Here is a 25,379-nt window from a genome sequence, read left to right on the forward strand (position 1 = left end):
TCATACCAATCAGGCGGCGAGTTTGTCAGTCCGCTGATAGGTCAGGCGCTTGCCGCCGATACGCGACAGAGCGGCGGTAGCGCGTTCCCCGTCCGTCATGGCGCGGGTGTTATAGCGAAAGTCAAACTCGCCAGTGTTGCGGGCAAGGTGTGCTTCGCTCATGTGGTGATAGGTGCCAATGACGCCGCGCTTGAAAATCGAGAAGAAGTTTTCGGCGGTGTTGCTGTGCTTGAAGCCGCCGGTGGTGACATATTCCTTGGCGCTGTGATTGACGACCGAGTGACCGTTAAACTCACGGCCAACGCTGGTATAGACGACGCTCTCGTCCGTCATGAGGTGCGAACGGCGGTCCACATTGGTAACGATAAGCCCGCGCAGGTGCTTGGCGTTGACGTTGGCGACATGGAACGAGCGGACGTTACCATCGCGCTCGACAAGAGCGACAACGGCCTTCTTGGGAGCGGGCTTGCGGGTAACACGGTTTTTCGCCTTGCCGCCAACATAGGTTTCGTCGGCTTCGACAACGGCATCGGGACCGCCAAGCGGGCCATCGGTGCCATCGGTTTTCATGGCCTCGCGGATGCGGTGGCACATAAACCAAGCGGTTTTGTAAGTGACGCCCAGCATACGTTCGATCTGCTTGGCGCTCATGCCCTTCTTGGACGCGCAAAGCAGATGATTGCAAAGCAGCCACTTGTGCAAGGGAACCTTTGAACGCTCAAACACGGTGCCAACGGTGACGGTGAATTGCTCGCGGCAATCGTTGCACTGGACCAGACCGGCGCGATGCTTCTTGCCCTCAAGGCGGGTAGCGTTGAGCGAACCACAATGGGGGCAGAACGGACCTTCGGGCCAGCGGATAGCCTCTAGGTGCTCGCGGGCTTTGGTTTCATCGTGAAAGTGCGGGGCGGTTATGTTTGTCATGCAATCCTAATGGGCTGCATGGGCTGCTTTGTCAAGTATATAATTGCCCAACTTCTTGCGGAAGGACACGTCTTGCGAACAGGCTAATTCGCACACTGAAAATATAGCTTTAGAGCAGGCGTTTTGCTTACTACTTTGAATCACGAAGCGGTGTGCAGGCAATCAGCAGATAAATGCGGACATTTCAGTAAGGTCGTTACATCATTCAGGTTGTTTGTGCTTCAAATCCCAAGACATGATCCGACACTATGCTCAGGTTATACCTGAGAGGTTTGTGTAGGGTGTTGACCGCCGTCTTTGTACTCCAGCAATAGACATGACTTAGTTAGCCGAAGTGATTTTGCAGTCGGACCGTCCTTCGAGATCAGCTTGGCCAAATGCCAGTGCTAGCAAGTGTTTCGTCCAATTCCGTGGCCGCCCAATGGCCTATTGGTTGGGCCACATTCCTTCCTGCGGAAATGAAATAACAAACACTACAAATAGTCGGTGACATGCAATGCCAAGCACTCTTCTGCTGTATCGAGGGCTAGGGTTACAGTGGTAGAAGTGCAGTCGAAGGAAAAAATCAATCGGTATTAAGTTCGAACGACCTTTCACCTCCGTCTGATCGAACCATCAACATCACTAAGGCCCGGCAGTGGGACGCCACGATTGAGCCAGCCCAGTTGAAGATTGCCTTCGCCATAACAATGGACCCCGATTGCGAACCACCCCCCTGAGCCATTGAGATAGCGAGCGAGAATGGGGGCGCCACTCTGCCCTGGCGAGGTATCGAGGCGATGTTTGACGAAGCCGTCGATCAGTGCCACTTCGTCGCGCGTGTCCGGAAGGCGACTGCTATGCTTAGGATAGCGTACCAAGTCGGCGAAATCGATCGGATATCCGGCTACTTCGCAGCTCAAAAGAGCCATAAGCTGGCTATTTGGGGTCCGAATATCGACCGGATCTACACCCTTCAACGACTCCGGATCGACCTCGATCACACCGACATCGTAGAGATCACCTTCCGTGCGATAGCTCTGATGCACCCGCATTCGCTCGCCTGCCACATCAAACGATGGTTTGCCGGGAAAAGTAATTGTCCGAAACAAAGCCCCGTGGATGACGTGCGCGGCCGTCATTATCCGGCCATCGGGGGTCAGAAATCCTGTCCCACGAACGGCGCGGCTCGTGATGCGGCAAATGCTCGCATACGGAAACTTCAGCCGCTGATCTACCGGAACAAATTCGCGGCGGCCTATCCCCGAACCGTCATTTGGTAGGCTCTGGATGTGCGGAAAGGTAAGCTGGGGGTCACTAGGAGGGGGGCCGGGGTCGGGAAGCACATATGGTTTGGCTGCCGATTCGGGTGACAAAAGTAAGGCTGAGCGACCACCGCGCCGATATCCAACTCGCAGGCGGTCGGTAGGAACGCTCTCCCAGGGAAGGCGCCCGCGCCCACGCCTATTCATCGCCATCTAGAAGGTCGGTGATTGCAGTCGTGAGCGCACCGCTGATTTCGTTGCCTGCCTTTCCGATGAAGGTCTTCCAGTCCTTTAGCCGCCCGAGCCTTGTTCCTTCACCGACTTCAGCTACCTTGACCGAAACATTGACCGCACCGCCTTCGGCGGATTTCCCGTTTGGGAGTTGACCGGCTATCGCTAAAGCGGTGTAGTTTGAAACAAGCCCATCTGAAGCCTTGCTGACGAGCTCAATGTCGCACTTCCGGATCGATGGCTCGTTGTAGAATACTACATCGATCGCGAATTTCGATTCCAGAAGTTCACAGACAGGTACCGGATAGCTTGTCTTGGGCTTACCTTGTGTCGGCATCGCATCGTTCTCGATGTCATAACCGCCTTTGAGAATAATGCTCTCAGGTAAAATATCGGTTGATCCGCGCCCTTCATTGACCCCAATCGCGCTTCCGGCCATGGACATCGCATATTTCACTTTGGTACCGCGCGCAGCTGGATCGTCTGTAAAAACGCTCAGGGGCAAAAGCTGCCAAGCCTGGTTCCTGGGTAGCCAGTGGACGAGAAGTAATGCGTCGAAATCTACTTTTGCGATATCCTCCGTCGCATCGCCATCTTCGCTGACTCGGACCACACGCAGACACCGATAGCGAGGCATTACGACCCCATTCGCGTCGGTGACGAAAAGGCTAGCCGTCATCCCAGTAGACCATTCAGCCTTATAGGCTTCTATCTTAGCGTCGAGCGCTTGGTCAGCTTTGTGAAAGACCATACCGAACAAGGGTTTTAGGAGCGCGCCAAAAAGCGCGATAAAGGCTCCTTCGCCCCTGCCGCGGGTTTCGTAGTTGAACGGATGATCGCAAAGTATGTTAATTCGATTGAGGGTATCGGCGTCGGCGGCTGTGATTGGAGGCACGAAGAATTTGCCTTTGACCTCAAACGTCGCCCTCGCGGCCTCCCCAAATTGGCCCGGCGCTATAGGGAGCAACAAAGATGCAGACTGCCGCTTCGGCGTGGCCGGCTTAGCGTAAACGGGACATTGTACGACCAGAATGATGCTGCATAGAAAAGTTACGAATCGCATCTTAGTTGCTCCCTCCCCGAGTCAACGAACCTCATAGAGAGAAACACATTGGTGAGGCGCACTCAATCAACAACTAGTGGCGCTCAGGCAAAAAAACGATCCCAATTGCATGCTATTCATGCAACTCGATGTATAGGCTAGATTATTTCGTGGTAAGCGTTTTCCGTGCTTGGGCCGCTTGCAGTCGGCCCGCCTTTCTTCTGAATCTCAGCGAAGCGGACGTTCACGAGGTGCAGGCTTGGGGACCTATATACCTGTGTGATCCAGCTATAGAAAGGCCCGACGCAATCGCCGGGCTTTCCTTTTGAATGCTCTGTCTGGTCGTTCTCAACCGGGCTAAGATTTTGCGCGGTATATATCCCGTAAATTGAGCAACTCGCGCACAATGTCGTCGGTCGATAGCAGCGCCGTATTGAGCGCTACGCGATTAGCGAGCGACGGGATCTCCCGTGCGACGTCGTCCTTCGTCACTCGATGCCAGATGGGAAGCAGCCGCCCTGTGCCACTTAGGGTGCGTTCGACCAGGGCATCGAGCTCATAAGCCGTCCACTGTTTCGCAAAAAAGCTTGGCGATAGGACGGCTATGCCGAAATATGAGCCGCGTAGGCCATCGTCGATCGACTGCCGCAGACTGTCGCCCCATTTGATATTTTGCTCGTCATACCAGACGCGAAGGCCTGCCTCCCGAGCTTTCTTTGCGAGGTCGCGAACGAAGTCGTCCTTGTCCTCCCAAGCGTGCGAGATGAAGACATCATACGCCTCGCTTTGACCCTCGGGCGCGATAGGCCGAAAAGACGTCGCCCTGGACGCCTCGGCTTCGACGAACTGCGACACCTGGGCTTCAAGATCTTCGATCCGCTTTTGCATGGCCTGAGAATTTGTCTCGGCGACCGCCTCAGCTCGCGTTTGCCGCGCCTTATCGTCACGCTGCTTGCGCTCGCCGGCAGATTGAGCGCGCTTCCTTTCGCTTTCCTCGTCCCGGGCAATGCGCTGCTGTAGCCGGTTCGCTTCCAGCGTCTTTGCCGCCGCCTGGGACGAAAAACGAGCCTGATTCTTTTGCGCCGCTTGGAGGATGCGGTTTTCGCGCTCGGCCGCGCTCGTGTGCATTTTTGCCATCGCAGCCGAGCTAGTGCGCCGAGCGGAGTCCAGCGCGTTGTTCATACGCCGTGTGGCTTCGGCCACTTTCTTTATCTCGTCCGCCTCTTTGCCTCGGAGCGCAGCGATCTCGCCGTTCAGCCGGGCGAGCTGGGAGCGATCGCTGGTAAGGGACACGCGTTATCTCCCAGGCTTTGCCATACTAAAGCTGAAACCAAATAACGCGGTTCAAAAAGGAGCTGCATATCCGTTTCAGATCGGGTCAAATATCATATCTCGCCCCCCGATAGCGATGACTTATCAACCGGAAGGTGATTATCTCGGAAGTTAATCGACGCGTTAGCGGCCGTCTTTCAGCTGTAAAATCCGAACTCCCCCTCCTACACGCCTTACTAACGCACTAATGAATGTCTTCGATTGTATCTGTCATCTAAGGTGAGCAACGCAAAGAATTTCGGCGGCTCTATCAGGACAGCTCTCCGGCCAAATCCTTCCAAGCCACCTTCGCAATGTTTGAATCCTTGATCCAGGATGGTGCATTCGCTGGGGGACTGTCACCCTTATACATCGCGATTACGCGCTTACCAAGTTCGAGGCTTGTCTTGACCTCCCATTCCACCCAACTACTCTTCGCGGTATTCTCCGACACATAGACAACTGTTGTCGAAGATTGGTTGATGCGCTCCTTTAGCCGGGCGCGGATGTATTCGGCCCTTTCGCTATTGTACGGCTCACGTACCGAACGGTCGTTAAATTCAATGTCGCTGTTTTCATTTTTGGCGTGCGCGCGGACAAGGTTTACCTCGTCGATGTCCTTCATTGAGAAGCTTATGAAGACATTTCTGCGCCCCCCCTGCAGTGCTTCCTTCGCCTTCTGCTCCAGTCCTTTGACGTCTCCTAGGCGACTGTAGCCACCCCCGCCGCTGCCGCCCATCAGCTCTCTCCTTCAAAAATAAACTCACGACAGGCGATACAAGCGCCGCAAGGGTCGGCTTCTCCCAAATGGCATGAATAGGAGCCGGCGAGTCCCTTTTCTGCAGCTAGTCGCACCACGTCGCGCTTGTGAAACGCCGCAAGCGGCGCGAGGACACGGACAGGTCTGGCTACTGCCATCGCGAGGGTCGTCTCGGCAGATTTGAGAAAGCTTTCGGTTTGATCAGGAAATATGCTTGTGTCCTCGTGGAGTAGTCCGATGGACACGGCGTCGGCGCCAATCTGAGCGGCATAAGCCGCGCCGGTCAGTAAGAATAAGAGGTTCCGGCCGGGCGTGTATGCGTCTTCGTACACGCGCTGACTTGAATCCGTGAGGCCGGATCGGATGAGTTGGCCAAATCCGGCAAGCTCTGCTGTTACGGGCATCGGAAGTTCCAGCCGTGCCATCCCTTGCAGACAGGCAGCATACTCCTTTTCTCGCGCGCGCTGACCGTAGTCGATAAAGAGCGGATGCTGCGTCAGCCCCTCCTCCTTTGCGAGACATGCCACAAGCAGTGAGTCGAGACCTCCTGAAACGAGTGTGACAACGCTCATTCTGCCTGCTCCTTGATCACTTTGGGGCTTGCGACACGCATTACGACCCAAACGGCCCAGTCGAGAAACCCGACCGGCAAGCCAAAATCTGCGGCGTGATCCCGTAAAACGATCTCGTCCCGTCGATAGTCCGCCATTCTGCGCATCGGTTTTGGGTCCGCGGTCAGACCCATCATCATCATGTAGTTGATAACATGACGATCCAGCACCGCCAGGTCATAACTCGCCCCAATATTGCGAAGAAACATGCTCGCCTGTTTCGGTCCTAACCCATTGGCATTGGTAACGAACCATTGACGGGCGTTCTCAACGTCGACGAAGCGCTCGAGCAGATCCCCAAGCCCTCTCGCCTCGCGCCGCACTTTAATGATGGTCGCGGTCAACTGGCGCGCGCGACTGTCAGGAAAGCGGTATCGCCGAGAGACGCCATCGACGTTGAGCGGCCTCCTCAACAGGTCGGATAGCGCGACCTCCAAATCCTGCGGCTCAACTCCTTCTTCCAAGAACAAGCCGCTGGCTTCCAATCGTACCGCCGCAGCTTGGGCCGTTCCGTAGGGAACTTGGCTGCTCAGCATACAGCAGGCGAGCTCCGTCCACAGCTCGCCTTCGGTCCAGAGGTGTGGAGCGTCCGTACTCATCTGACGGTCGATCTCTACGCCCACTACGCCGACGGCATAGCGAATCCGCTCCAATGTAGGCATGGCCATCACAACACCTCGGGAAGCGCATCTCGCGCTTGAACTATCGCTCCCTTTGGCAGGAGATGCGCGAGAAAAGCGACCAGAGCCTTCTCGTCCTTCAGCGCAGATCGAAGTTTCTTGAGCCAAGTTTGGTAGAAGTCGAGGTTATGCATCACGGCCTTCGTGGTATAGCTGACTGCTGGATCGAGCGCCGCCGAAGCAGTGACCGGCGAGCTAGCGACCTCCGCTTGATACTTGAAGAGCTCAAAAAGTTGGAAGTGATGCAATTGGGAATGTTCGGCGTCGAATGCATACCTGCACCACTCGAGGCCATCGAAACTGTCTGCGCCGGCAGCAGACAGGAGTGCGAGGCTTATGGGATTTCCTGCTCCGAGAATATGGACCGGCTGGTACCATCCTAGACCCTTGAGAGCTCTACGGATAGCTACCATTGTCCGCGTGCGCTCGAAGATCCCGGATCCCAGCTCGCGCTCCGGAATGGCAATCATCTGCGGCGCGAGGGACTTCGCCACTAAACGCATGATCGGGCCGGCCATCTCGGTTTCAAAGTCGTCGTCGGGCAGCTGCGGCAAGTGCACGATGGGTATGATTGGGGCCGCGGTCAGCCGAGCCGAGCGCTTTGCCGCAGAGATCGTGGCCTGTGCGATCTGATCAGCGTTGCCGCGCGGCCCAAGCTTGTCGAATGCAAATGCGAGATCGTGGGGCGTGACATCCAAAGCGGCCTTGAAAGCTTTAAAGTTCCAAGTCCCATCGTCGCGTCGCGCCTTCTCGTAATTGCCGGAATCGAGCAGAATGGTAGCCCCGTGTCTGCGGCGTCGTTCAAGAGTTTTGATCAAACTCTTGGGCGCGCCCGGACCGGTGTCGTAGGCTGAAACGAGGATAGTCTCCGCTCCGAACAGGTCGAGTGTTCGGAGCGCAGCAGCGGGAGCAAGCCGGGTCTCGTGGGAAGAAACCGAGAAGAAGAAGGTCGGCAATTCCACTGGGCGGTTCATTGTGAGACGCTGGGGGCGTTCGTCTGGTCGCCGCTTTTCGATCGCGCCGCGAATGCGGTCCAGAAGGACCGCGATTTCCGAACGGTCGCTTTCGCCGGCCCAGCCGAATATCTCAGTTGTCTGAAGGCTTCCGTAGCCCATTGGCGCCTCCGCCTCGTGGATTCGCACGGGCAGGATAGCGACTCCGGCTTTGCGTGCGATCGCCAATTCGTCGTGAATGTGTGCGTTTAAGGTTGCCGCAGGCGACCACACCGGAATCAGAACCTCGCAAGAGCTTAGCTCCGTCTCAATCCCTGCCCGGTAGTCGCCCGAGACGAGATGTCGGTCCCACCAAACGGTCCACTCAGGCTTCAGGACGGTTTCCAGCGCAGGCGGGATGGCTGAAGCGTCATCGCGCGCATAAATGATGCAGATATCCACCAACCGCTTCGCCCCCGCGCTATCTTAACCGAGCCGCTGTGCGTTAAACGCAGTGTGATCGCCTGCGTCCGCGCCGGGATCGGTCGAGCTTATCCAGCAGGCCCAGTAGAGCGCGGTGGTGAAATCCTGCGTTCGGAGCAAACTTTCAGGATACGCCGCGTTTGTCTCACTCAATATGACCGCCTTGGAAGCATCCATGCTGCCCGCAACCTTGGCAAAAGTGATCGGTGGGAGCTGATCGGCCAAGACTAAAAAAGCGCCTACAGTGATGTTATCGCCCAAAGGTTCCTCCAATCGGCTGACGTGAGCTCCCAGCTGCTGAAGGTGCCAAGCCGCCTCTTCGTACAGCCAGCGATCGGCGAGCCGCGCCTTCGAGCCGATTAGATGGACCCGCCCGCTGCGGCCTGCGCATACTGCCCGCGAAGGTGCCTCGTCCTTGGTCGGCGTGAGAGGCAACCGACGATTTCCTGCATACTGCGATACGCTTCGGGAAGCATCATGCGCAGCCTTGACAGGTTCTTGCCCAAGATGCGCCCATGAGTACGTGAATGCGGCGCTAAAGACGTCCCCAGTGCCAATCTTGAAGACTGAGTCCGACCAATACGCAGGCACCCAGGCGGATGAACGGCCCTTAGAGTGCACCAAAGCCCCTTGGACACCACATTTTATGACCACGACCTCGGCGCCAGATTTGAGGAGGGCATTAGCAGCCGCTTCGAGATCGTGGGTTCCGGAAATGGTGCGCAGTTCGTGCGCGTTAAGTACGATTGCAAGCTCATGGGCCGAGGAGCCGTTTCGGCCAAAGGGATCAAACTCTCCGGCGCTCTGGGGGTCGTAGACTACCCGGCGGCCGTGCACGATTGCATCGCCTTCAACGAAGCCAAACCGCAGAACGGCGTCACCCGCAGCCTCGAGAGAAGGCTCGCGCAGAATGTCAGCCCTTCGAGGCGCGAGTACTGGGTCGGACAACGGGTGGAAATACGCAAAGGCGAGCGCGCTCGTGCAATTGGCTGCTCTGACATCGATGCCCGATGCGATGAGCTGATAGAGGTCGGCTTCCCGAGCTTTCGGGTAATAAGTGTGAAGCATGACAGGGGCACGGCCAATCAGAGCTTCAGCTGCCCGTCCACCTGAGCCGTACAGCGCCCGCCAATCCGGCGCTTCGCACGCTTCCCAGTAGCAGCCACCAGCGATGACGATGGGTTCCACTGCCCGCCTATCAATGAAAACGGTCGCGCAAGGCTGACCGCCTGGCGAGCCACTGCGTATGTTCGCGCGAGAATGCCTCCTCGGCGTCATCAATGAAGGCCGACAGCACCGCATCGTCTACAATTTCGGGAGCACGCGACTTCAAAATCCCGATCTCCAAGGCGGTGAGCCCGTAGGAAGCACCCAATTCGTTGAATCGCTTAATTTGCATCCACCCGAGAACAGAGGCGCCTAAGAGAATAAGCGGATCAGGATGAGCATAAATCCACTGAGGCTGGTCGAGCCGGATCAAGAAGATCAAAAACGCGATAACGTATAATGCGCCAAGAGCGATTGCAAACCTCCGGCCTGAGCTTGCGTTGGTCCTAGAATTGCGAACATACCAGTCGAGCTGATCTTCAACGCGATCACGCATGTAAACGTCCAGCCGCTCCGATCGCGGCAGCATGCGAATCGCCCCCATCTCCGCAGTGATCTGATCGCCGCCCAAGATTCTGCCGTCGAATTGCGAGCCGACACTGCGATTTGCTTCGAGCAGGTCCCGCAGCATTTGGCGCAAGCGGCTCGCATCCTCCGCGTCATGCTGAAAGGGTTTGGCGGCCATAGCAAACTTCCAAGCAGTCGTCTTTACTGACTCCGCCAGCGCCCGCGCTTGATACCGGCGCCGTTCCGGCTTCAGGATCGAACGGACGACGAGTGTAGTTAGCGCCAATCCCAACAGCACACCGTACGCGACCTTGTCGCAGCAATAGAAAATAAACCATTGGATTGCCGTGAATTAGTTCCTTCTATGAAGGAGCAAGATCGATGTCAACGAATGGCCCTGTGGTAACGCCAAATCCGGTCGAAATTCTCAAGACGACTCGGCACTACCAAAGCAATCGAACCAGCGAGAAAGTCAGGCTCGACGGCAACATCGCCCGGCGCAAGATCAGGGGCAGAGAGTTCTTCTGGTGGGACACCGAGCTGCCGGGCTTCGGCCTGAGGGTCTTTGCCGGCGGATCGCGCAGCTGGTTCGTCCAGTTTCGCCAGCGCGGCAAACAGATGCGGATCACGCTCGGCCGCCCGCCGGAGGTTCGCGCGGAGGAGGCGCGCACTCTGGCGCGCGCACAGCTTGCCAAGGTCATGCTCGATGGGCTGCCGGTGTCGCAGAAGGCGAGGCGGGATAATCCAGGTGCGACGCTGTTTCGTGATTTCGCGCTGCGCTTCTGGGCGGACTATTCGCGGCATTGGAAGCCCTCGACCCGCAAGGGCAATCGCGCCCGCATCTTCAAGGACCTGACCGACATCTTCGGCCACCTGCGGGTCGATGCGATCCGCAAGGCCGATGTGCTGCGCTGGCGCGATAGCTGGGCAGATCGCTCGGGCGCGTTCAACCGGACGATCCCGATCATGTCGGTGATGATGGGCTATGCCGAGCAATTGGGCATGCGCCCGCGCGGCTCGAACCCGTGCCGGGGAACGCCGCGGTACAAGCGCAAGCTAGTCGATAGATTTCTGAGCGCCCGCGAGTTCAATCGGCTCGCTGGGAGCTTGCGCAACTTCGAGGAAAGCAACCCGATCGCGGTCCAGGCGATCCGCCTGCTGATCTACACCGGCGCGCGCCACGGCGAAGTGGTTGGGCTTCGCTGGGAATGGGTGCAGCCGCCGCGCCTCATGCTGCCCGACAGCAAGACCGGTGCAAAGATCGTCTATCTCAACCGGCAAGCGCAGGCGGTTCTCGATGCCATGCCGAACAAGGCGGATACCGGATTGGTCTTTTCCTCGCTGCGCGGGGACAAGCCGATCGCGCTAAGCCCGATCTGGCATGAAATCAGACGGCACGCGGCCTTGCCCGATGTCCGGCTTCACGACCTGCGCCACAGCTTCGCATCGATCGCCATTGCCGATGGGATTTCGCTTGTCGTGATCGGCAAGCTCCTCGGCCACGCACTTGCCGAAACCACCGAGCGCTATGCGCACCTCGCGGACGAAGCGATTGCCGACGCCGCCAAACGCATCTCGGGTTCGCTCGCCCGGCACTTGGGGCTCGCGGCATGACCCGGGTCTCCCTCGCTCGCATCATTGCGGATGAGCTCGCGACCCTGCGCCGCTTCGATCCGGGCAGACGCCCGACCGGCAAAGCACGCCGGGTGGAATGGTCGGAGAAGCTGCCGGGCTTTGGCATCCGCTATTATGGCTCGGGGCGCAGCACCTACATCGTCCAGTCGCGGATGAACGGCGTGACGCGGACGATCACGCTGGGCAATGCCAATGTCCTCAGCAAGAGCCAGGCGCTCAATTGCGCGCGGCGCATTTTGCTGCGCGCACAGGTCGGGGAGGACCCGGCGACCAGGCGCAAGGAGGTTCGCAAGGTCCCGACCTATGACGACTTCCTGGCGATCTACTGGAAGCAGGCTGCGGCCAAGTGGAAGCCGAGCACGTGCTGCACCCACGATTGCTATCGCCGGCTTCATCTCGACCATGCCTTTTCCGGCATGTTTATCGACGAAATCGAGCAGTCGCACGTGCTGAACTGGTTCAACAAGGTCTCGGTCAACGGCGGGCCGGGATCGGGCAATCGCTGTTTCGAGATCCTGCGATCGATGTTCAACCATGCCGAGCGCTGGGGGATGCGCCCCGAAGGCAGCAATCCGTGCACTTACATTCGGCCAAACAAGCGCCGCAAATGCGAGCGCTTCCTGTCCAATCAGGAAATCGCCCGTCTGGGCGAAGTCCTGCGGCGCAGGCTTCGTACCCACCCGCTCCATAGCACAATCGTCCATCTGCTTCTGCTGACTGGATGCCGTGTCTCAGAGATCAAGGACCTGACCTGGAGCGAGGTGAGGGGCGGGCGGCTGCTCCTGCACGACAGCAAGACCGGTCCGCGCACCGTCTGGCTGGGCGATGAGGCGCAGATGCTGCTTGCATCACTCGAACGGCGCGGCAGTTCAGACCGGGTGTTCTGGAACAAGCAGACTCGGCGGCCTGTTGCGGAAATGCACGGATTCTGGGCGGAGGTGAGGGCCGAAGCCAATTTGCCGGGCGTACGCTTGCACGATCTTCGCCACAGCTTTGCCAGCCATGCCGCAGCGCGATCCGAAACCCTGCCGATGATCGGCAAGCTACTGGGCCACTCCCGGCTGCAAACCACGTCGCGCTACGCACACCTCGACGACGGGCCAGTATTGGAAGCGGCTGAACGGATCGGTGCTCTGATCGCTGAAGCGATGGGCGAGGATCGTTCATTGAATCATAATACTATGTGTGATATCGGAGTGGCGAATCAAGACCGGTAAGCCGCGAACCCGAATCTACAAGAACCGCTGGTTCGCGAAGTTCGCAAGCCGGGAAGGGATCAGCGATGCGACACTTGTTGCGGCCACCGAGCAGGCCAATCGCGGCCTGATCGATGCCGATCTTGGCGGCGGCCTGATCAAGCAGCGCGTCGCGCGTGAAGGCGGAGGCAAGTCCGGCGGATACCGCACGCTGGTCTTCTTCCGCCACGAGGAGCGGGCCATATTCGCCTTTGGCTTTGCCAAGAGCGACAAGGCCAACCTCAGCGCGAACGAGCTGAAGGTTTACAAGAAGGCCGCGAAGATCGTGCTCGCGCTAACGCAGGCGCAAATCGATGCCGAAGTACGCGAAGAAAGACTGTTCGAGGTGAATGACGATGCCCAGGACCTATAAGAGCGAGGCGCTCGCCGCCGTCCACGAGATGATCGAAGGGCTCCACGTAGGTGGTGCGATCGACAAGCGCACGCTGCGCGAATTTGATGAAGCGTGCCTTGTTCCGGCGACACCGCTGCAACCCGATGAAATCAAGGCGATCCGTGAGGCTGAGCACGTTTCGCAGCCGGTGTTCGCGCGCTATCTCAATGTGTCGAAGAACCTCGTGTCCGATTGGGAACGGGGGAAGAAGCGGCCTGGAGGCCCAGCGTTGAGGTTGCTTTCGATTGTTCAGCGCAAGGGATTGGACGCTATCTCTTAGGCAGCTTCGTCGGACAATCTGGAACGGCAGAAAGCAATATGAGCTAAGCGAAAAGCAGCCAGTCGGAGCACTGGGTGGTTAGTTAGATTCGCGGCTGAATCGCGTACTGCCTTCAAGCTCCGCGTCCGAACACGTCCTTCGGATTGCACGAGCAGTTCAGATCGCGAGCCACGCTGCATAGTTGCGCCGACCGAAATCAGGCTGGATGCGCAACCGCGCAGTGCGCTTCCCAAATCGCCCAGGGCGCGCCTCAGTTAATCCTCAAGATTCCTCGACATCGTTGCAAGCAACGTCTTGACTGCGGCAAACTCGGCTTTGGAAATTCCCGACAGCAAACGGGCGTAGATGGCATCTGCCTCCGACCGCAACGAGGGCAAAATCTCGATTGCCCGTGGCAGCAGATGTAGTGTCCAGACGCGGCGGTTGCCCTCGACCGAGCGCCGCTCGACATACTCGGCCTTTTCCAACTGATCTATCACATGCCCGACGCTGGCGCGTTCAAGTTCGAGGCATTTGGCGAGTTCGGTCTGGGTCAGTCCCGGCGAGCGAAAGATGTAGGCAAGCGCGCGCCATTGGGTGCGGGAAAGGCCGAATTTGGCGGTTGATGCATCGAACAGCTTGCGCAGCTTGCGCGGGACTTCCTCGACGAGAAAAACGATCTCGTCGGTTTCAGTGACGTAGCTGTCTTGGTCGATTTCCATTGGCATAGGGCAAGTGCCATAGTCGCCGATCGGTCGATTGAAAAGACTTTACTGTAAGACATCTTACAGTAAGAAGACTGAATGTGCATTGAGTCTATCAAGCTGGCCGGACAGTCCGGCCATGCCATTGCCGCCACCATCGAAGGCGCAGGCGATGGAATGCCGGTCATTCTCGCGCACGGCGGCGGGCAGACCCGGCGGGCCTGGAAGAAGATTTCGACCCTGCTCGCCGGTCATGGCTTCCGCGCCATCGCCATCGATCTGCGCGGACATGGCGACAGCGATTGGGCCAGCGACGGGGCCTATGACATTGCCGACTTCGCCAGCGACCTTGTCGCCATAGCCGCCGGGCTGGACCGCAAGCCCGCGCTGATCGGCGCGTCGCTGGGCGGTCTCGCCGGGATTGTCTCCGAAGGGCAGCTTGCGCCGGGCGGATTTGCCTCGCTTACGCTCGTCGACATTACCCCGCAGATGGAAGCAACCGGCGTTGCCCGGGTTGTCGGCTTCATGGCCGCCCATGCGCGCGAGGGCTTTGCCTCCCCGGACGAAGCCGCGCGCATCATTTCCGAATATTTGCCGCATCGCCCAAGCCGCAAGGCATCGGCGGGCCTTGCCCACTACCTCCGCCAAAAGCCCGACGGGCGCTATTACTGGCACTGGGATCCGGCCTTTATCGACGGAATCATGCGTCGCCACGCGCAGAACGGCGATCTGGGCGATCACGGGCGGAGCGAACTCAGCAAAGCCGCGATGAACCTCTCGCTGCCGGTGCATCTGGTCAGGGGCGGTTCGAGCGATCTCGTCTCGCCGGAAGCCGTGGCGCATTTCCGCAACCTGGTCCCGCATGCGGCCTACAGCGACATTGCCGATGCCACGCACATGGTGGTCGGCGACCAGAACGACGTCTTCGGAACCGCGATCGTCGATTTCCTGGTCCGCACTCATGCCGCGAGCGACGCACGATGAGCAGCGGCACCGAACGGCCCGAACTCGCTGAACTGCGCAAGATGCTCCACATCGCGCCGTTTCACCGCTGGCTCGGCCTCGATATTGTCGATCTGACCGAGCGCAAACTGATCCTCGAAATGCCGTGGCGGGACGAGATCGTCTCCAACCCGATGATCGGGTCGGCGCATGGCGGCATCTTGTCGGCATTGATCGACCTGACCGGACTTTACACCGTCAACGCGCTGGGCGGCACCGCGCGGGCGACCGCCGACCTTCGCGTCGATTTTCACCGTCCTGCAACCTCCGGGCCGCTGCGCGCGATTGGCAGTGTGGTCAAACTGGGCAAGCAGTTGAGCGTCGCGGAAACCAGAATCGAGGATTCTGCGCAGCGACTGCTCGCGAGTGGCAGGGGGGCCTATGTTAGCTGACCTGAGGCTATTCCCGGTTGTTGGCGCAGCGCTTGCGCTGTCGGCGTGCGCATCAATCCCGGAACGCGGGGACAGGCCCGCCATTCTGACTGCCGAGACCATCGACGCTACGCAGACGCTCGCTCCTCGCGGCAATACAGGTTGGTTGCCAGACCAGTGGTGGCGGCTTGCGGGCGATCCGCAGCTGACTTTGCTGATCGAGGAAGGTCTCGCCAACTCGCCGCAAGTGGCGATTGCCCTGGCCAGGATCAGGCGCGCGGAAGCAGAGGCACAGCGCGTGGGCGCGTCGCGGCTCCCGACCGTCACGGGCGGGGCGGAAGGCGGATTGCGCCGCCAGAGCGGCAACACCGGCATTCCTGCGCAATTCCTCCCCGATAGCTGGCGGGACTATGGCCAGGCTTCGCTATCATTCGGCTTCGACCTTGACCTTTGGGGCCGCAACCGCGCCGCCCATGCCGCCGCGACTTCTGACGCGCGCGCAGCGGTGGTCGATGCCGCCCAGGCGCGGCTGGTGCTCTCGATTGCGATCACCGCTGCCTATGCCGAACTCGGCAGGCACTATCGCGAACGCGACAATGCCGACGCCGTGCTGGCCAATCGCCGCGCCACGCTGGCCCTTGTTGCCGAGCGTGAGCGCAACGGCCTCGACAATCGGATAAGTGTGCGCCGTGCCGAAGCAGAGCTGGCTGGTGCCGAGCAGGATTTGGCTGCGGTCGATGAAAGCATTGGTCTGCGCCGAAACCAGTTGGCCGCACTGGTAGGAGCCGGGCCGGATCGTGGCATTGCCGTCACCAGGCCGCCCCTTTCGCCTTCAACCCCATTGAGCCTTCCGCCAGGGCTGACAACGGACCTGCTGGGCAGGCGTCCGGATATTGTGGCTGCCCGCGAGCGGGTCGAGGCTGCGGCTAGCCGCATCAAGGTGGCGCGCGCCGGATTCTTTCCATCGGTCAATCTGAGCGCCTTGATCGGCCTGCAGGCGCTTGGCCTCGGCAACCTGATCGAGTCCCGCTCGCAGTTCGGGACCGTCGGCCCGGCGATCAGCCTGCCGATCTTTCAGGGCGGCGCGCTTCGGGCGCAATATGGCCGCGCCGGTGCCGACTATGATGAGGCTGTTGCGAGCTACAACCAGACGGTCATTTCCGCGTTCCAGCAAGTCGCCGACGCGGTGACGCAGCGCGAGTCGGCGGATAAGCGCCTTGCGGCAGCCCGGTCAGCCCTGAACGCGAGCGAAGATGCGCTGACTCTGGTGCGCAATCGCTACACGGCAGGATTGGCCAGCCGGCTGGATGTTCTGACCAGCGAAAAGAGTGTTCACGAACTGCGGCTCGCCGTGATCGGGCTGGAAACCTTCGAGCGCGGCGCGACGCTTGCCCTGATCCGCGCGCTCGGCGGCGGATTTGTTGCCGACGCTCAACCTTCACCGGAACCGACCAACCCATGACCGACACTTCGCCCGAAACCCCCGCCGTCGATCCGGCGCTCACCCAATCGCGCAAGGCGGCGCGGAAGCGATGGCTTGTGCGCCTTGCCGTCATCCTCGCAATGATCGGACTTGCCTGGGGGGTCTGGTATGTGCTGGTCGCCCGCAATTTCGTGAGCACGGACAATGCCTATGTCAACGCGCAGACAGCGCAGGTCACGCCGCTGGTTGCGGGGTCGGCAACCGAAGTGCTGGTGCGCGACACCCAGCAGGTCAAGGCGGGAGACGTGCTAGTCCGGCTCGATCAGGCCGACGCAAAGATTGCGCTGGCTCAGGCAGAAGCCGATTTGGCCGCAGCGCGTCGGCGGTTCCGCCAGACGGTCGCCAACAATTCTGCCTTGGCGGCACAGGTGGACAGCTCAGGCGCAGGCCTTACCCAAGCCCAGGCACGCTATCGCACGGCGCAGGCCGAGCATGACAAGGCCCGGATCGACCTGCAACGCCGAGAAAACGTCGCCGCTAGCGGGGCGGTTTCGGGCGAGGAACTCACCCAAGCGCGCAAGGCTTTTGCCACCACCCTCGCTGCACTCGATGCAGCGCGCGGCGCGATCGATGAGGCCAGTTCGTCGCGGCGCGCGGCACAAGGCCAGCTTGCCGCGAACACCGCGCTGGTAAGCGGGCTGAGCGAGAATACCGATCCCGCCGTACTTGCCGCGATGGCGCGGCGCGACGCGGCACAGCTCGATCTCGACCGCACCGAAATCCGCGCGCCCATCGACGGTGTCGTCAGCAAGCTTCAGGTCCAGATCGGGCAGCGGCTCAATCCCGGCCAAATTGTCATGGCGGTTGTCCCGCTGGCCAATGTCTATGTCGAAGCCAACTTCAAGGAAAACCAGTTGCGGCGGGTGCGGATCGGCATGCCTGCCGAGCTGACGGCTGACCTCTATGGTTCGAGCGTGACCTATCGCGGCAAGGTGGTCGGTTTTTCGGGCGGGACTGGCGCGTCGATGGCCGTGATCCCGGCCCAGAATGCAACCGGCAACTGGATCAAGGTCGTCCAGCGCCTGCCGGTGCGGATCGAACTCGATCCTGCCGAGCTGAAACGCCACCCGCTGCGGGTCGGGCTTTCGATGGAAGTCGAAATCGACGTGTCGGGCGACTGACTATGGCCGATGGCACCGCGACGGCTTCGACGGGCATCCCGCCCTCGCTGCGACTGATCGCGGGCCTGACCCTGGCCTTTGCAAACTTCATGGTGATCCTCGACCTGACGATTGCCAATGTCTCGATCCCCCATATTGCAGGCAGCCTCGGCATCACGCTCGAACAAGGCGCGTGGGTCATCACCTCCTATGCGATTGCCGAGGCGATCTGCGTGCCGCTGACGGCGTGGATCGCGTTCCGGTTCGGCTCGGTTCGCACCTTCCTGTTCAGCATGTTGGGGTTCGGCTTATTCTCGATGCTCTGCGGGCTTTCGGTTTCAATCGAAATGCTCGTTATGTGCCGCATCGGACAGGGCATTTTCGGGGCCTTTCTGATGCCCATGTCGCAAACCCTGCTTTTGCGCGTGTTCCCGCCCGAGCAGCAGAATATTGCCATGGGCATGTGGGCGATGACCTTGTTGCTGGGGCCTGCACTCGGCCCGATCATCGGGGGGTGGCTGACCGACAACTGGTCATGGCACTGGATATTTCTCATCAACGTGCCAGTCGCTGTTTTTGCCATTTTCGGCAGTGCGGCCCTTCTTCGCCCGATCGAAACCGAACGCAAGGTGTTGCCGATCGACTATATCGGCCTCGTGCTGCTGGTGGTCTGGGTCGGTTGCCTGCAAATCATCCTCGATATTGGCCGCAACCGCGATTGGTTTGGCGACCCGCTGATCGTCGTGCTCGCCATCACGTCGGCTATCGCATTCCTGATCTTCGTCGTCTGGGAACTTACCGAAGACCATCCGGTCGTCGATCTGCGTGTTCTGCGGCACCGGGGGCTAAGCGTTGCTCTTGCTGTCCTCGCCATCAGCTTTGGAGCCTATTTCGCCAGCTTTGTCATTGTCCCCCAATGGCAACAGGCGTGGCTTGGCTTCACTGCGACCCAAGCTGGCTATTCGTCGTCATTTACCGCCATCGCCGGATTGCTGACGGCTCCTATCGTCGTGATACTAATGCCGCGGTTCGACCCCCGTCTGCTGGTTTCGGCGGGCATTGTCTGGCTGGCACTGATCGGGTTGACCCGGACATTCTGGGCCACCGACAGCGATTTCTGGACGCTTAGCGCGCCCCAATTCCTGCAAGGCCTTGGCATGACATTGTTCATGCTGCCGATCATCAACCTTACGCTCAATACCGTCGATGAGCATGAGGTTGCGTCTGCCGCAGGCTTGCAAAGTTTCATGCGCACGATTGCGACGGCATTCGCCACTTCGGTTTCACTGACCTACTGGGGCGACACCCAGCGCGCCGCGCGCAACGACATAGCGGGCGTTCTGCAACCGGACGCTGAAGGCGGCGCGATTGCCGGACTGGGCTTCTCACCCGAAGCGGCGCTTCAAATGCTGGGCAATATGGCCGAGCTTGAAGCCACCACCCTCGCCGTGCTCCATGTATTCTGGACGACCTCGGCAATCCTGCTGATCGCCGCGGCCCTGATCTGGCTTTCGCCGCGCCCCAAGCGGAGTGGCGGCATGCCGATAGGGCATTGAGCGCAGGCGCTTGGGGTACCCGTCAAGCCGAGACTGAATGGCACCGTATCACTTGCTTCAACGGCGTTGGCAAATGCGTCGCCGAGCACGTCACCAAGGGCGCTATGGTCATGGTCACCGGTCGGATCCACTACTCCCGCTGGACCGACAGTGAAGGCCAGACTCGTTATGGCTGTGAGATCATCGCCGAGCAGGTCGATTTCCTCGCCAAAGCCAAGGAAGCCAGCAAGGACAAACCCAAGAAGCGGCGCGTGAATTAGCAGCGCTGCCCACATCGAAACCCTGAATGAACCCCGTTCTGGACATCTGCCAGGGCGGGGTTTGCGCGTGCTCGTTCGGCATTCCAAAGTTAATTCCCGACCGCGATATTGGGACCTCGGGCCATCCCGAGGCCGAGCTTCCAAAATGGCTATTTGCTTCCGTAGCGTGGAACATCCACAATTTGCGCTCGACGCTTTCGCTTTCCCTCAGGCGCCAGATCGGCTAGGTTTCCTGCGGGATTGTGGGCCATATCCATCAAAAGCAGGCACTGCAAAATCTCGAACACAACACGCACAAATTGGGAACAAATTCAGGCACACCGTACGCTATGATGTAGCGCCGTTCTGGAATCACGTTGACGCTTAAAACGGCGACCGCAATGAGCGCCGTATATTCTGTCAGCACCAGACCGAAGTAAACTGACTGCTGACGGTTGGAAGCGTCGTCAGCCACGGCATGTAGAGCGGGCAACTTCATATCACCGGCTTTTACGTTTCACTAAGCATGGGGACTATAGCTCCCCTGGCGACGGGATGTCGGCTATTACAGCGTCGGGCTGCGAGGCGCCCAAGACGTGGGCTTTGGACTCTTCGTAAGTCTCGATCTCCCATCCCGCCGGCTGTTCCGCCATAAACCGGCTCTCGAACAGATCTCCCTCTTGTTTTCTATCCAAGGCATATGCGCAGTTCGCGAGCGTTGCCAACACCCAGCGCCGATCTGACCGCTCATCGAAAGAGGGTGTTTCGATTAGCAGTGATAGCCTGTCAAAGAGTACCGTCCGCACCTTCCGTGCGCTCATACGGTCATACAACGCTTCGTTCTGTTCAGCCTGGAGCCCCTGCCGGAACTCGTAGCAAAGTGCTAGGTTTTCGCCGTTGTAGTAGTCCCGCCGGACTTCGAACCCCGTGCCATAATAGCGAATTGCAGCGTCAAGCTGCGCGCGATCTTTTGTCAGATGCCAGAGCCGCTTGCGAATAGCGCCGGTGATCCCAAGAGTTTCCGGGTCGTTAGACGTATCGGGGTTCAGCTGATCCATGATCCGCAATGCGGCAATTAATGCCTCCAAGGGCGAAGGCTTCTTCGCCTTATACGTTGCCAGGCCCAGCTGCTGAATGATGAAGGGATCCGACCCTTTTAAGCGAGCCGCAGCCTGGAATGCTTCGACCGCGCCTTCGGGATCGCTGGCTTTCATCGCCGCCTCTCCCTTCCGCATAAGTTCCGAAAGCTTTTCCTGCGCGGCCTCGGTTTCGGTGACCAGGTCTGAGAATTGTTCGTCACTGAGTCTGGGCTGCATGAGCCGCGGAAGGTAGGTGTAGACGGGGCTGTCAGTTTTGCCCGACCCCATAACTTCTTCGATCAGGTTCGCGAGATCACGAGTCGCGCGTCGAGCTTCACGCGTTCCGATATCTTCTCCGAGGTGATCATATTCGAAGGTGTTCACGTGATTCAGGTCGAAATACAACCTTCCGCCGCGTTCCTTCATAATGATAGTGCAGTTTGGCCGAAGCGCATGTCGCACTCCGAGTTCGTACACTGCGTTGACGTTTCCAGTCGAAATGTCAGCGATGACTAGATCCGACCGAAGCAGCATTTCGTACATTGGCGTGTCGATGACGCCGGAATGCATGATCTCGTCCGCCCTAATACACCGCAGATTATGCTTGGTCGCAGCTGGCTCGATAATTGCTTCGTACGTCGCGTCTAAGTCAATCGTTCGCCCGGATTCAAAGTCGGTCTTTTTACCGAAGCCCATGACGACGAAGCAAATGGGGCGAGAATCTGTCATACGGTCACCACAGCTTAACTTGCAATAATAGTATTCGGGGCAATCTGACCGGCAATTCGCGGTCAGCGCGGCGTGTACCCTCCATTGAAACTCAGTATCCTACTTTCGCGCCGTTGAGGGCATCGATGATCCGATCACGTTCGAAGCTGGTCGCCCAAGAAGTGCCAACGTTCAGCAGACCTGCTGGCGTGACATTGGATTTGTTCAACTTGACTGCGGCTAGCTTGAGCCTGATGTCGGGCTGTTTCGCACGAGCGACTTCCCATGCCATCCAAGCGCTTGCGCTGCTCTTCTCGCCCACGATAACTAACAGGTGCGTGGCGGATTTTAGCAGTTTCGTTAGTGATGCCTTGATCACCGTTGCATCATCGCTGTTGATCGGAACATTTGGGCCACGGCTGTCGAACTCGAAGTCGAAGTTCGCATTCGCATCCCAAGCCTGAAGAAGGCGCTTATACAACACGTCTTCCGAGTGATCATAGCTTACGAAAACCTTGGTTTTTGCCATTCCGAGAACTGCCCCCCTTTAATATTTGACGCCTTAGTTTTGTACAGAGCATAGCATCTCGTACCCATGTGGCAACGTTTTGTTAAGGGGAGCTAGGAGAATGAAATGCGTAGTTTGCGCAGGATAATTGTCGAGACAATATATGAGTTAGAGAACCGTCAATTTGACAGTGTTTACGGATCCTCTCATTTGAAACTGTCGTATATTTCCCTGATAGGTTGAGCCTAAGACCAACACTTTGTGCTCCGATGACAGAAATAAGAAGCTCCCGCCGCACTTAGATCTCAAACTGCCGGCACAGTCCATCAAGCCAACCGCTCGTCGCGGATACCAAAGATAAGGCTGCCATAATCGGCGGCCTCGGCATGGCTCGTTATTCTGCAGACTGCCCAAAACCCTCTCTTAATGATCGGCGCCTTAGGATTTGGTTCGCGCGCCGCTGAGGGAGCGCGCATCAGCTGCTATCACGTGCCACATGATTTATGACCGCTTTTGCGTGCAAGCGAATTGGGAACCGAATGGCCGAACTTAAGGCGCAAAGCAGACGCTATCGCATTCGATGAATTTCGCGAACCATAGTCCCAGCTGACGCGCCTAATTTGCATTTGAGCCAAGCTGCATATGGACATCGCGGGGACGCCAAGCATGTGTGCCGCACATGACGGACGTGGACAAATAAGAAGCTGGCAAACTGGCCTCAGCGCTCCTTGTCCGGGCTGGCTGTCTCATGGAAGACGAGTGCCCGGCACTTGTGTCTTGCCACAGCTGACGGCAATCCCACACCGAGATCAACGCAAAAATTGAGGGATTGGCGCAGGTCGCTGGAGACCTCGCAGCCTTGGCGGCCGCAGCTGGCGCCATCATGCGCTCGCAGGGCGACTAACCCGCAATATCGACTGGACTTCGCTCCGCAACGAAGCGTTGGTGTGACGGCCGCGCGAAGCGCGCGGCAAGCCTCGGAGCGCGGGTTCCCGAGGCTTGAGTCAGTGGGACGCGGCATGGTGCCAGAGCGTCCCACGGAGACCCAAAATGACAACTGATGTAAAAACGACCGCCGAAGCGACGGCAACCACCGCAGCACCCCGCACCACCAAAGCGCAGCCCACAAAGTCAGCCATCGTCACCAAGCTGCTGGCGCGCACCAAAGGCGCAACGCTGACCGAGATTGCCAGTGCGACCAACTGGCAGCCACACAGCTGCCGAGCGTTTCTGACGGGCCTGCGCAAACAGGGGAAGGCGCTGGTCAAGGAACAGCGCAGTCATGGTGCAGTCGCCTATCGTATTGCCGTTGCTGATGTTGCGGAGGTGGCATCGTGACCGCGCTCTGCCTGCAGCTGGCGGCATTGGAAACTATGCCATCTGCCGAGCTACGCGCCGTATGGCGCGAGCAATATCGCGCGCTTGCGCCCGATATCGGCCCCGACCTGTTACGCCGCGGTATCGCGTGGCGGATACAGGCGCGGGTGCATGGCGGTCTAACGGTGGCAACGCGCCGCGCCATCGACAAATGCCTATCTCAACTTGAGAAGACCGGCGAGGTTGGCAGCCCACGTGACCTCACCATCAAGACCGGCGCAAGGTTGGTCCGCTCGTGGCAGGGCAAGACCTATCATGTGCTAGTGCTCGACGAGGGCTTCGAACATGACGGACGCCGCTACGAGAGTCTCAGCCAGATTGCCCGGACGATTACCGGCGCGCATTGGTCGGGCCCACGCTTCTTCGGTCTGCGCAAACGGAAGAGCGGCTTCGGTGGCTGAGCGCAAGCGTTGCGCGGTCTATACGCGCAAATCAACCGAGGAAGGGCTTGAGCAAGCGTTCAACAGCCTCGATGCGCAGCGCGAAGCGTGCAACGCCTATATCATGAGCCAGACCCATGAAGGCTGGGAGCTGGTGCCTGAGCACTATGATGACGGTGGCTGGTCAGGCGGGACGATGGAGCGGCCCGCGCTCAAACAGCTGCTGGCAGACGTTGTAGCGGGCAAGGTCGATGTCATCGTCGTCTACAAGGTCGACCGGCTGACCCGCGCACTCACCGACTTTGCCAAGATAGTGGACATCTTGGATAGGGCAGGGGCCTCGTTCGTCAGCGTCACCCAAGCGTTTAACACCACCACCAGCATGGGACGGCTGACGCTCAATGTGCTGCTGAGCTTTGCGCAGTTCGAGCGTGAGGTCACCGGCGAGCGCATCCGCGACAAGGTGGCGGCATCGAAGCGCAAAGGCATGTGGATGGGCGGACCGGTGCCGATTGGCTATTGGCTCGAAGACCGCAAGCTGCTCATCGAACCCAATGAGGCGGCGACCGTCCGCTTCATCTTCGAGCGCTATGCTGAGCTGAAGTCGATTGCAGCACTTGTTGATGAGCTGCACCAGCGCGGCATCCGCACCAAATTGCGCCATTACAAGGATGGCAGCCAGCGTGGCGGCATATCGTTCACCAAGGGGCCATTAGCGCTGCTGCTCAAGAATCCGGTTTACATCGGCAAGGTGCGCCACCGCGATGCGCTCTACGAGGGCGAGCATGATGCGATTGTTGATGAGCAACTGTGGGAGCAGGCGCAGGCGATTGCGCGCGCCAATGGCCGCGACCACAAGCTGGGACGCAAGGCCCGCAACCCGAGCCTGCTGGTTGGAATGGTGACCGACCCAGACGGGCGCGCGATGACACCAACGCACACCCGTCGCGATGGTCGACAGTATCGCTATTATGTCAGCCAGCTTAATCCAGGTGATGATAGGCAAGGCATCTGGCGTGTTCCAGCCGGAGAGATAGAGCGCATTGTAATTGAGGCAGTGGCTGCATCGCTTCGCGAGCATGGCGTTGTCGANTGATAGGCAAGGCATCTGGCGTGTTCCAGCCGGAGAGATAGAGCGCATTGTAATTGAGGCAGTGGCTGCATCGCTTCGCGAGCATGGCGTTGTCGAGGATAGCTCAGCTGATGCGGTGGTGACAGATATTGGATGGCGCAATGCACTTGCCGATACATTGCCGCTGGATGCCGTGGCCGAGCAGCGAGGCATATTGCTCGACCTCGGGCTCAAGGTGCAACTTGGCGAAGAGACCGTCACTTTGTCATTCGACAAGTTTGAGGCCCGTCAGCTTACAATCCCAGCCCGACTGGTCCGGCGCGGAAGTGATGTGCGGCTTGCGCTTGCGCCCGGCGAGAATGTTTGCGGCGAGCCGGACCCCGTGTTGCTGCGGTTGGTCGCCCATGCCCGCGCGGCACTGCTGATGGTGGAAAGCGGCAAGCCA

Annotated in this window: 27 protein-coding genes and 1 pseudogene; 14 read left to right on the plus strand and 14 right to left on the minus strand. The window is 59.1% G+C overall.

The genetic code is table 11. The features are described from left to right. Positions 1–9: 9 nt before the first annotated feature. From AC2TC0_RS15140 to AC2TC0_RS15185, 10 genes are all read right to left on the minus strand, one after another. Positions 10–924, minus strand: a complete 915-nt coding sequence (locus AC2TC0_RS15140; RefSeq protein ID WP_484718325.1) for an IS1595 family transposase — start codon at positions 922–924, stop codon at positions 10–12. Positions 925–1,517: 593 nt separating this feature from the next. Next, positions 1,518–2,381, minus strand: coding sequence for a trypsin-like serine peptidase (locus tag AC2TC0_RS15145; RefSeq protein ID WP_484718326.1), 864 nt, complete (start codon positions 2,379–2,381; stop codon positions 1,518–1,520). Beyond that, positions 2,368–3,462 carry a hypothetical protein gene (locus AC2TC0_RS15150; RefSeq protein WP_484718327.1) on the minus strand — a complete coding sequence of 365 codons (1,095 nt, stop codon included), beginning with the start codon at positions 3,460–3,462 and terminating at the stop codon, positions 2,368–2,370. Before AC2TC0_RS15150 ends, AC2TC0_RS15145 begins: the two co-directional genes overlap by 14 nt. A 336-nt stretch (positions 3,463–3,798) precedes the next feature. Continuing rightward, positions 3,799–4,734 (minus strand): toll/interleukin-1 receptor domain-containing protein, encoded by a 936-nt coding sequence (locus tag AC2TC0_RS15155; protein ID WP_484718328.1) that lies wholly within the window; start codon positions 4,732–4,734, stop codon positions 3,799–3,801. 289 nt (positions 4,735–5,023) lie between these two features. Further along, positions 5,024–5,491 (minus strand): TIR domain-containing protein, encoded by a 468-nt coding sequence (locus AC2TC0_RS15160; RefSeq protein ID WP_484718329.1) that lies wholly within the window; start codon positions 5,489–5,491, stop codon positions 5,024–5,026. Further along, positions 5,491–6,084: a 7-cyano-7-deazaguanine synthase gene (locus tag AC2TC0_RS15165; protein ID WP_484718330.1), complete on the minus strand. Its 594-nt coding sequence runs from the start codon at positions 6,082–6,084 to the stop codon at positions 5,491–5,493. Before AC2TC0_RS15165 ends, AC2TC0_RS15160 begins: the two co-directional genes overlap by 1 nt. Beyond that, positions 6,081–6,791: an 8-oxoguanine DNA glycosylase gene (locus tag AC2TC0_RS15170; protein ID WP_484718331.1), complete on the minus strand. Its 711-nt coding sequence runs from the start codon at positions 6,789–6,791 to the stop codon at positions 6,081–6,083. The genes AC2TC0_RS15165 and AC2TC0_RS15170 overlap by 4 nt, the downstream gene beginning before the upstream one ends. Then, positions 6,791–8,197: a toll/interleukin-1 receptor domain-containing protein gene (locus AC2TC0_RS15175; protein WP_484718332.1), complete on the minus strand. Its 1,407-nt coding sequence runs from the start codon at positions 8,195–8,197 to the stop codon at positions 6,791–6,793. Before AC2TC0_RS15175 ends, AC2TC0_RS15170 begins: the two co-directional genes overlap by 1 nt. 24 nt (positions 8,198–8,221) lie before the next feature. Then, positions 8,222–9,406, minus strand: coding sequence for a carbohydrate kinase family protein (locus AC2TC0_RS15180; RefSeq protein ID WP_484718333.1), 1,185 nt, complete (start codon positions 9,404–9,406; stop codon positions 8,222–8,224). A gap of 10 nt (positions 9,407–9,416) precedes the next feature. After that, positions 9,417–10,130 carry a DUF4231 domain-containing protein gene (locus tag AC2TC0_RS15185; RefSeq protein WP_484718334.1) on the minus strand — a complete coding sequence of 238 codons (714 nt, stop codon included), beginning with the start codon at positions 10,128–10,130 and terminating at the stop codon, positions 9,417–9,419. 83 nt (positions 10,131–10,213) lie between these two features. Between AC2TC0_RS15185 and AC2TC0_RS15190 the strand changes: the two genes are divergently transcribed. The 4 genes from AC2TC0_RS15190 to AC2TC0_RS15205 are packed head-to-tail and all read left to right on the plus strand — an operon-like array spanning position 10,214 to position 13,376. Next, positions 10,214–11,446 carry a tyrosine-type recombinase/integrase gene (locus AC2TC0_RS15190; RefSeq protein WP_084758344.1) on the plus strand — a complete coding sequence of 411 codons (1,233 nt, stop codon included), beginning with the start codon at positions 10,214–10,216 and terminating at the stop codon, positions 11,444–11,446. After that, positions 11,443–12,684, plus strand: a complete 1,242-nt coding sequence (locus tag AC2TC0_RS15195; protein WP_484718335.1) for a tyrosine-type recombinase/integrase — start codon at positions 11,443–11,445, stop codon at positions 12,682–12,684. Before AC2TC0_RS15190 ends, AC2TC0_RS15195 begins: the two co-directional genes overlap by 4 nt. Further along, a complete protein-coding gene (locus tag AC2TC0_RS15200) occupies positions 12,653–13,075 on the plus strand; it encodes a type II toxin-antitoxin system RelE/ParE family toxin (RefSeq protein WP_324072883.1) in 423 nt (140 codons plus the stop codon). The genes AC2TC0_RS15195 and AC2TC0_RS15200 overlap by 32 nt, the downstream gene beginning before the upstream one ends. Further along, positions 13,053–13,376, plus strand: coding sequence for a helix-turn-helix domain-containing protein (locus AC2TC0_RS15205; protein ID WP_484718336.1), 324 nt, complete (start codon positions 13,053–13,055; stop codon positions 13,374–13,376). Before AC2TC0_RS15200 ends, AC2TC0_RS15205 begins: the two co-directional genes overlap by 23 nt. A 254-nt stretch (positions 13,377–13,630) precedes the next feature. Here the strand turns inward: AC2TC0_RS15205 and AC2TC0_RS15210 are convergent, their stop codons facing one another. Beyond that, positions 13,631–14,077 (minus strand): MarR family winged helix-turn-helix transcriptional regulator, encoded by a 447-nt coding sequence (locus AC2TC0_RS15210; RefSeq protein WP_484718337.1) that lies wholly within the window; start codon positions 14,075–14,077, stop codon positions 13,631–13,633. An 81-nt stretch (positions 14,078–14,158) separates the two neighbouring features. On the opposite strand from AC2TC0_RS15210, the gene AC2TC0_RS15215 reads away from it, so the two are divergent. From AC2TC0_RS15215 to AC2TC0_RS15245, 7 genes and pseudogenes are all read left to right on the plus strand, one after another. After that, complete coding sequence (locus tag AC2TC0_RS15215; RefSeq protein WP_484718338.1) at positions 14,159–15,043, plus strand: alpha/beta fold hydrolase; 885 nt, start codon at positions 14,159–14,161, stop codon at positions 15,041–15,043. Further along, positions 15,040–15,453, plus strand: a complete 414-nt coding sequence (locus AC2TC0_RS15220) for a hotdog fold thioesterase (RefSeq protein WP_324072888.1) — start codon at positions 15,040–15,042, stop codon at positions 15,451–15,453. The genes AC2TC0_RS15215 and AC2TC0_RS15220 overlap by 4 nt, the downstream gene beginning before the upstream one ends. Beyond that, entirely contained in the window at positions 15,443–16,894 is a 1,452-nt protein-coding gene (locus AC2TC0_RS15225) for an efflux transporter outer membrane subunit (RefSeq protein ID WP_324072890.1), read from the plus strand. Before AC2TC0_RS15220 ends, AC2TC0_RS15225 begins: the two co-directional genes overlap by 11 nt. Further along, positions 16,891–18,036: an EmrA/EmrK family multidrug efflux transporter periplasmic adaptor subunit gene (locus tag AC2TC0_RS15230; RefSeq protein ID WP_324072893.1), complete on the plus strand. Its 1,146-nt coding sequence runs from the start codon at positions 16,891–16,893 to the stop codon at positions 18,034–18,036. Before AC2TC0_RS15225 ends, AC2TC0_RS15230 begins: the two co-directional genes overlap by 4 nt. A 2-nt stretch (positions 18,037–18,038) precedes the next feature. Next, on the plus strand, positions 18,039–19,571 hold the full coding sequence (locus AC2TC0_RS15235) for a DHA2 family efflux MFS transporter permease subunit (RefSeq protein WP_484718339.1): 1,533 nt from the start codon (positions 18,039–18,041) through the stop codon (positions 19,569–19,571). A 20-nt stretch (positions 19,572–19,591) separates the two neighbouring features. Continuing rightward, a pseudogene (locus tag AC2TC0_RS15240) lies at positions 19,592–19,831 on the plus strand (single-stranded DNA-binding protein); the annotation flags it as partial. A 26-nt stretch (positions 19,832–19,857) separates the two neighbouring features. After that, positions 19,858–20,058, plus strand: coding sequence for a hypothetical protein (locus AC2TC0_RS15245; RefSeq protein WP_324072897.1), 201 nt, complete (start codon positions 19,858–19,860; stop codon positions 20,056–20,058). A 29-nt stretch (positions 20,059–20,087) separates the two neighbouring features. Here the strand turns inward: AC2TC0_RS15245 and AC2TC0_RS15250 are convergent, their stop codons facing one another. The 3 genes from AC2TC0_RS15250 to AC2TC0_RS15260 form a co-directional block, all read right to left on the minus strand. After that, complete coding sequence (locus AC2TC0_RS15250) at positions 20,088–20,285, minus strand: hypothetical protein (RefSeq protein ID WP_484718340.1); 198 nt, start codon at positions 20,283–20,285, stop codon at positions 20,088–20,090. A 58-nt stretch (positions 20,286–20,343) separates the two neighbouring features. Beyond that, positions 20,344–21,585, minus strand: a complete 1,242-nt coding sequence (locus AC2TC0_RS15255; RefSeq protein WP_484718341.1) for a tetratricopeptide repeat-containing protein — start codon at positions 21,583–21,585, stop codon at positions 20,344–20,346. 124 nt (positions 21,586–21,709) lie between these two features. Next, entirely contained in the window at positions 21,710–22,126 is a 417-nt protein-coding gene (locus AC2TC0_RS15260; RefSeq protein WP_484718342.1) for a TIR domain-containing protein, read from the minus strand. A 1,029-nt stretch (positions 22,127–23,155) separates the two neighbouring features. On the opposite strand from AC2TC0_RS15260, the gene AC2TC0_RS15265 reads away from it, so the two are divergent. The 3 genes from AC2TC0_RS15265 to AC2TC0_RS15275 are packed head-to-tail and all read left to right on the plus strand — an operon-like array spanning position 23,156 to position 24,958. After that, the gene (locus AC2TC0_RS15265; protein ID WP_484718343.1) at positions 23,156–23,443 is read left to right on the plus strand and encodes a DUF3489 domain-containing protein; all 288 of its coding nucleotides are present in this window, start codon (positions 23,156–23,158) and stop codon (positions 23,441–23,443) included. Further along, complete coding sequence (locus AC2TC0_RS15270) at positions 23,440–23,883, plus strand: DUF2924 domain-containing protein (RefSeq protein WP_484718344.1); 444 nt, start codon at positions 23,440–23,442, stop codon at positions 23,881–23,883. The genes AC2TC0_RS15265 and AC2TC0_RS15270 overlap by 4 nt, the downstream gene beginning before the upstream one ends. Beyond that, positions 23,876–24,958: a recombinase family protein gene (locus AC2TC0_RS15275; RefSeq protein WP_484718345.1), complete on the plus strand. Its 1,083-nt coding sequence runs from the start codon at positions 23,876–23,878 to the stop codon at positions 24,956–24,958. The genes AC2TC0_RS15270 and AC2TC0_RS15275 overlap by 8 nt, the downstream gene beginning before the upstream one ends. Positions 24,959–25,379 lie beyond the last annotated feature (421 nt).

The organism is Sphingopyxis sp. sgz302558, assembly GCF_057220455.1.

Coding starts and splice junctions, on each gene's coding strand:
- AC2TC0_RS15210 (WP_484718337.1), bottom strand. CDS start 14,077: ATGGAAATCGACCAAGACAGCTACGTCACTGAAACCGACGAGATCGTT.
- AC2TC0_RS15260 (WP_484718342.1), bottom strand. CDS start 22,126: ATGGCAAAAACCAAGGTTTTCGTAAGCTATGATCACTCGGAAGACGTG.
- AC2TC0_RS15245 (WP_324072897.1), top strand. CDS start 19,858: ATGAACCCCGTTCTGGACATCTGCCAGGGCGGGGTTTGCGCGTGCTCG.
- AC2TC0_RS15205 (WP_484718336.1), top strand. CDS start 13,053: ATGACGATGCCCAGGACCTATAAGAGCGAGGCGCTCGCCGCCGTCCAC.
- AC2TC0_RS15195 (WP_484718335.1), top strand. CDS start 11,443: ATGACCCGGGTCTCCCTCGCTCGCATCATTGCGGATGAGCTCGCGACC.
- AC2TC0_RS15265 (WP_484718343.1), top strand. CDS start 23,156: ATGACAACTGATGTAAAAACGACCGCCGAAGCGACGGCAACCACCGCA.
- AC2TC0_RS15190 (WP_084758344.1), top strand. CDS start 10,214: ATGTCAACGAATGGCCCTGTGGTAACGCCAAATCCGGTCGAAATTCTC.
- AC2TC0_RS15215 (WP_484718338.1), top strand. CDS start 14,159: ATGTGCATTGAGTCTATCAAGCTGGCCGGACAGTCCGGCCATGCCATT.
- AC2TC0_RS15150 (WP_484718327.1), bottom strand. CDS start 3,462: ATGCGATTCGTAACTTTTCTATGCAGCATCATTCTGGTCGTACAATGT.
- AC2TC0_RS15225 (WP_324072890.1), top strand. CDS start 15,443: ATGTTAGCTGACCTGAGGCTATTCCCGGTTGTTGGCGCAGCGCTTGCG.
- AC2TC0_RS15230 (WP_324072893.1), top strand. CDS start 16,891: ATGACCGACACTTCGCCCGAAACCCCCGCCGTCGATCCGGCGCTCACC.
- AC2TC0_RS15160 (WP_484718329.1), bottom strand. CDS start 5,491: ATGGGCGGCAGCGGCGGGGGTGGCTACAGTCGCCTAGGAGACGTCAAA.
- AC2TC0_RS15170 (WP_484718331.1), bottom strand. CDS start 6,791: ATGGCCATGCCTACATTGGAGCGGATTCGCTATGCCGTCGGCGTAGTG.
- AC2TC0_RS15145 (WP_484718326.1), bottom strand. CDS start 2,381: ATGGCGATGAATAGGCGTGGGCGCGGGCGCCTTCCCTGGGAGAGCGTT.
- AC2TC0_RS15140 (WP_484718325.1), bottom strand. CDS start 924: ATGACAAACATAACCGCCCCGCACTTTCACGATGAAACCAAAGCCCGC.
- AC2TC0_RS15255 (WP_484718341.1), bottom strand. CDS start 21,585: ATGGGCTTCGGTAAAAAGACCGACTTTGAATCCGGGCGAACGATTGAC.
- AC2TC0_RS15220 (WP_324072888.1), top strand. CDS start 15,040: ATGAGCAGCGGCACCGAACGGCCCGAACTCGCTGAACTGCGCAAGATG.
- AC2TC0_RS15165 (WP_484718330.1), bottom strand. CDS start 6,084: ATGAGCGTTGTCACACTCGTTTCAGGAGGTCTCGACTCACTGCTTGTG.
- AC2TC0_RS15235 (WP_484718339.1), top strand. CDS start 18,039: ATGGCCGATGGCACCGCGACGGCTTCGACGGGCATCCCGCCCTCGCTG.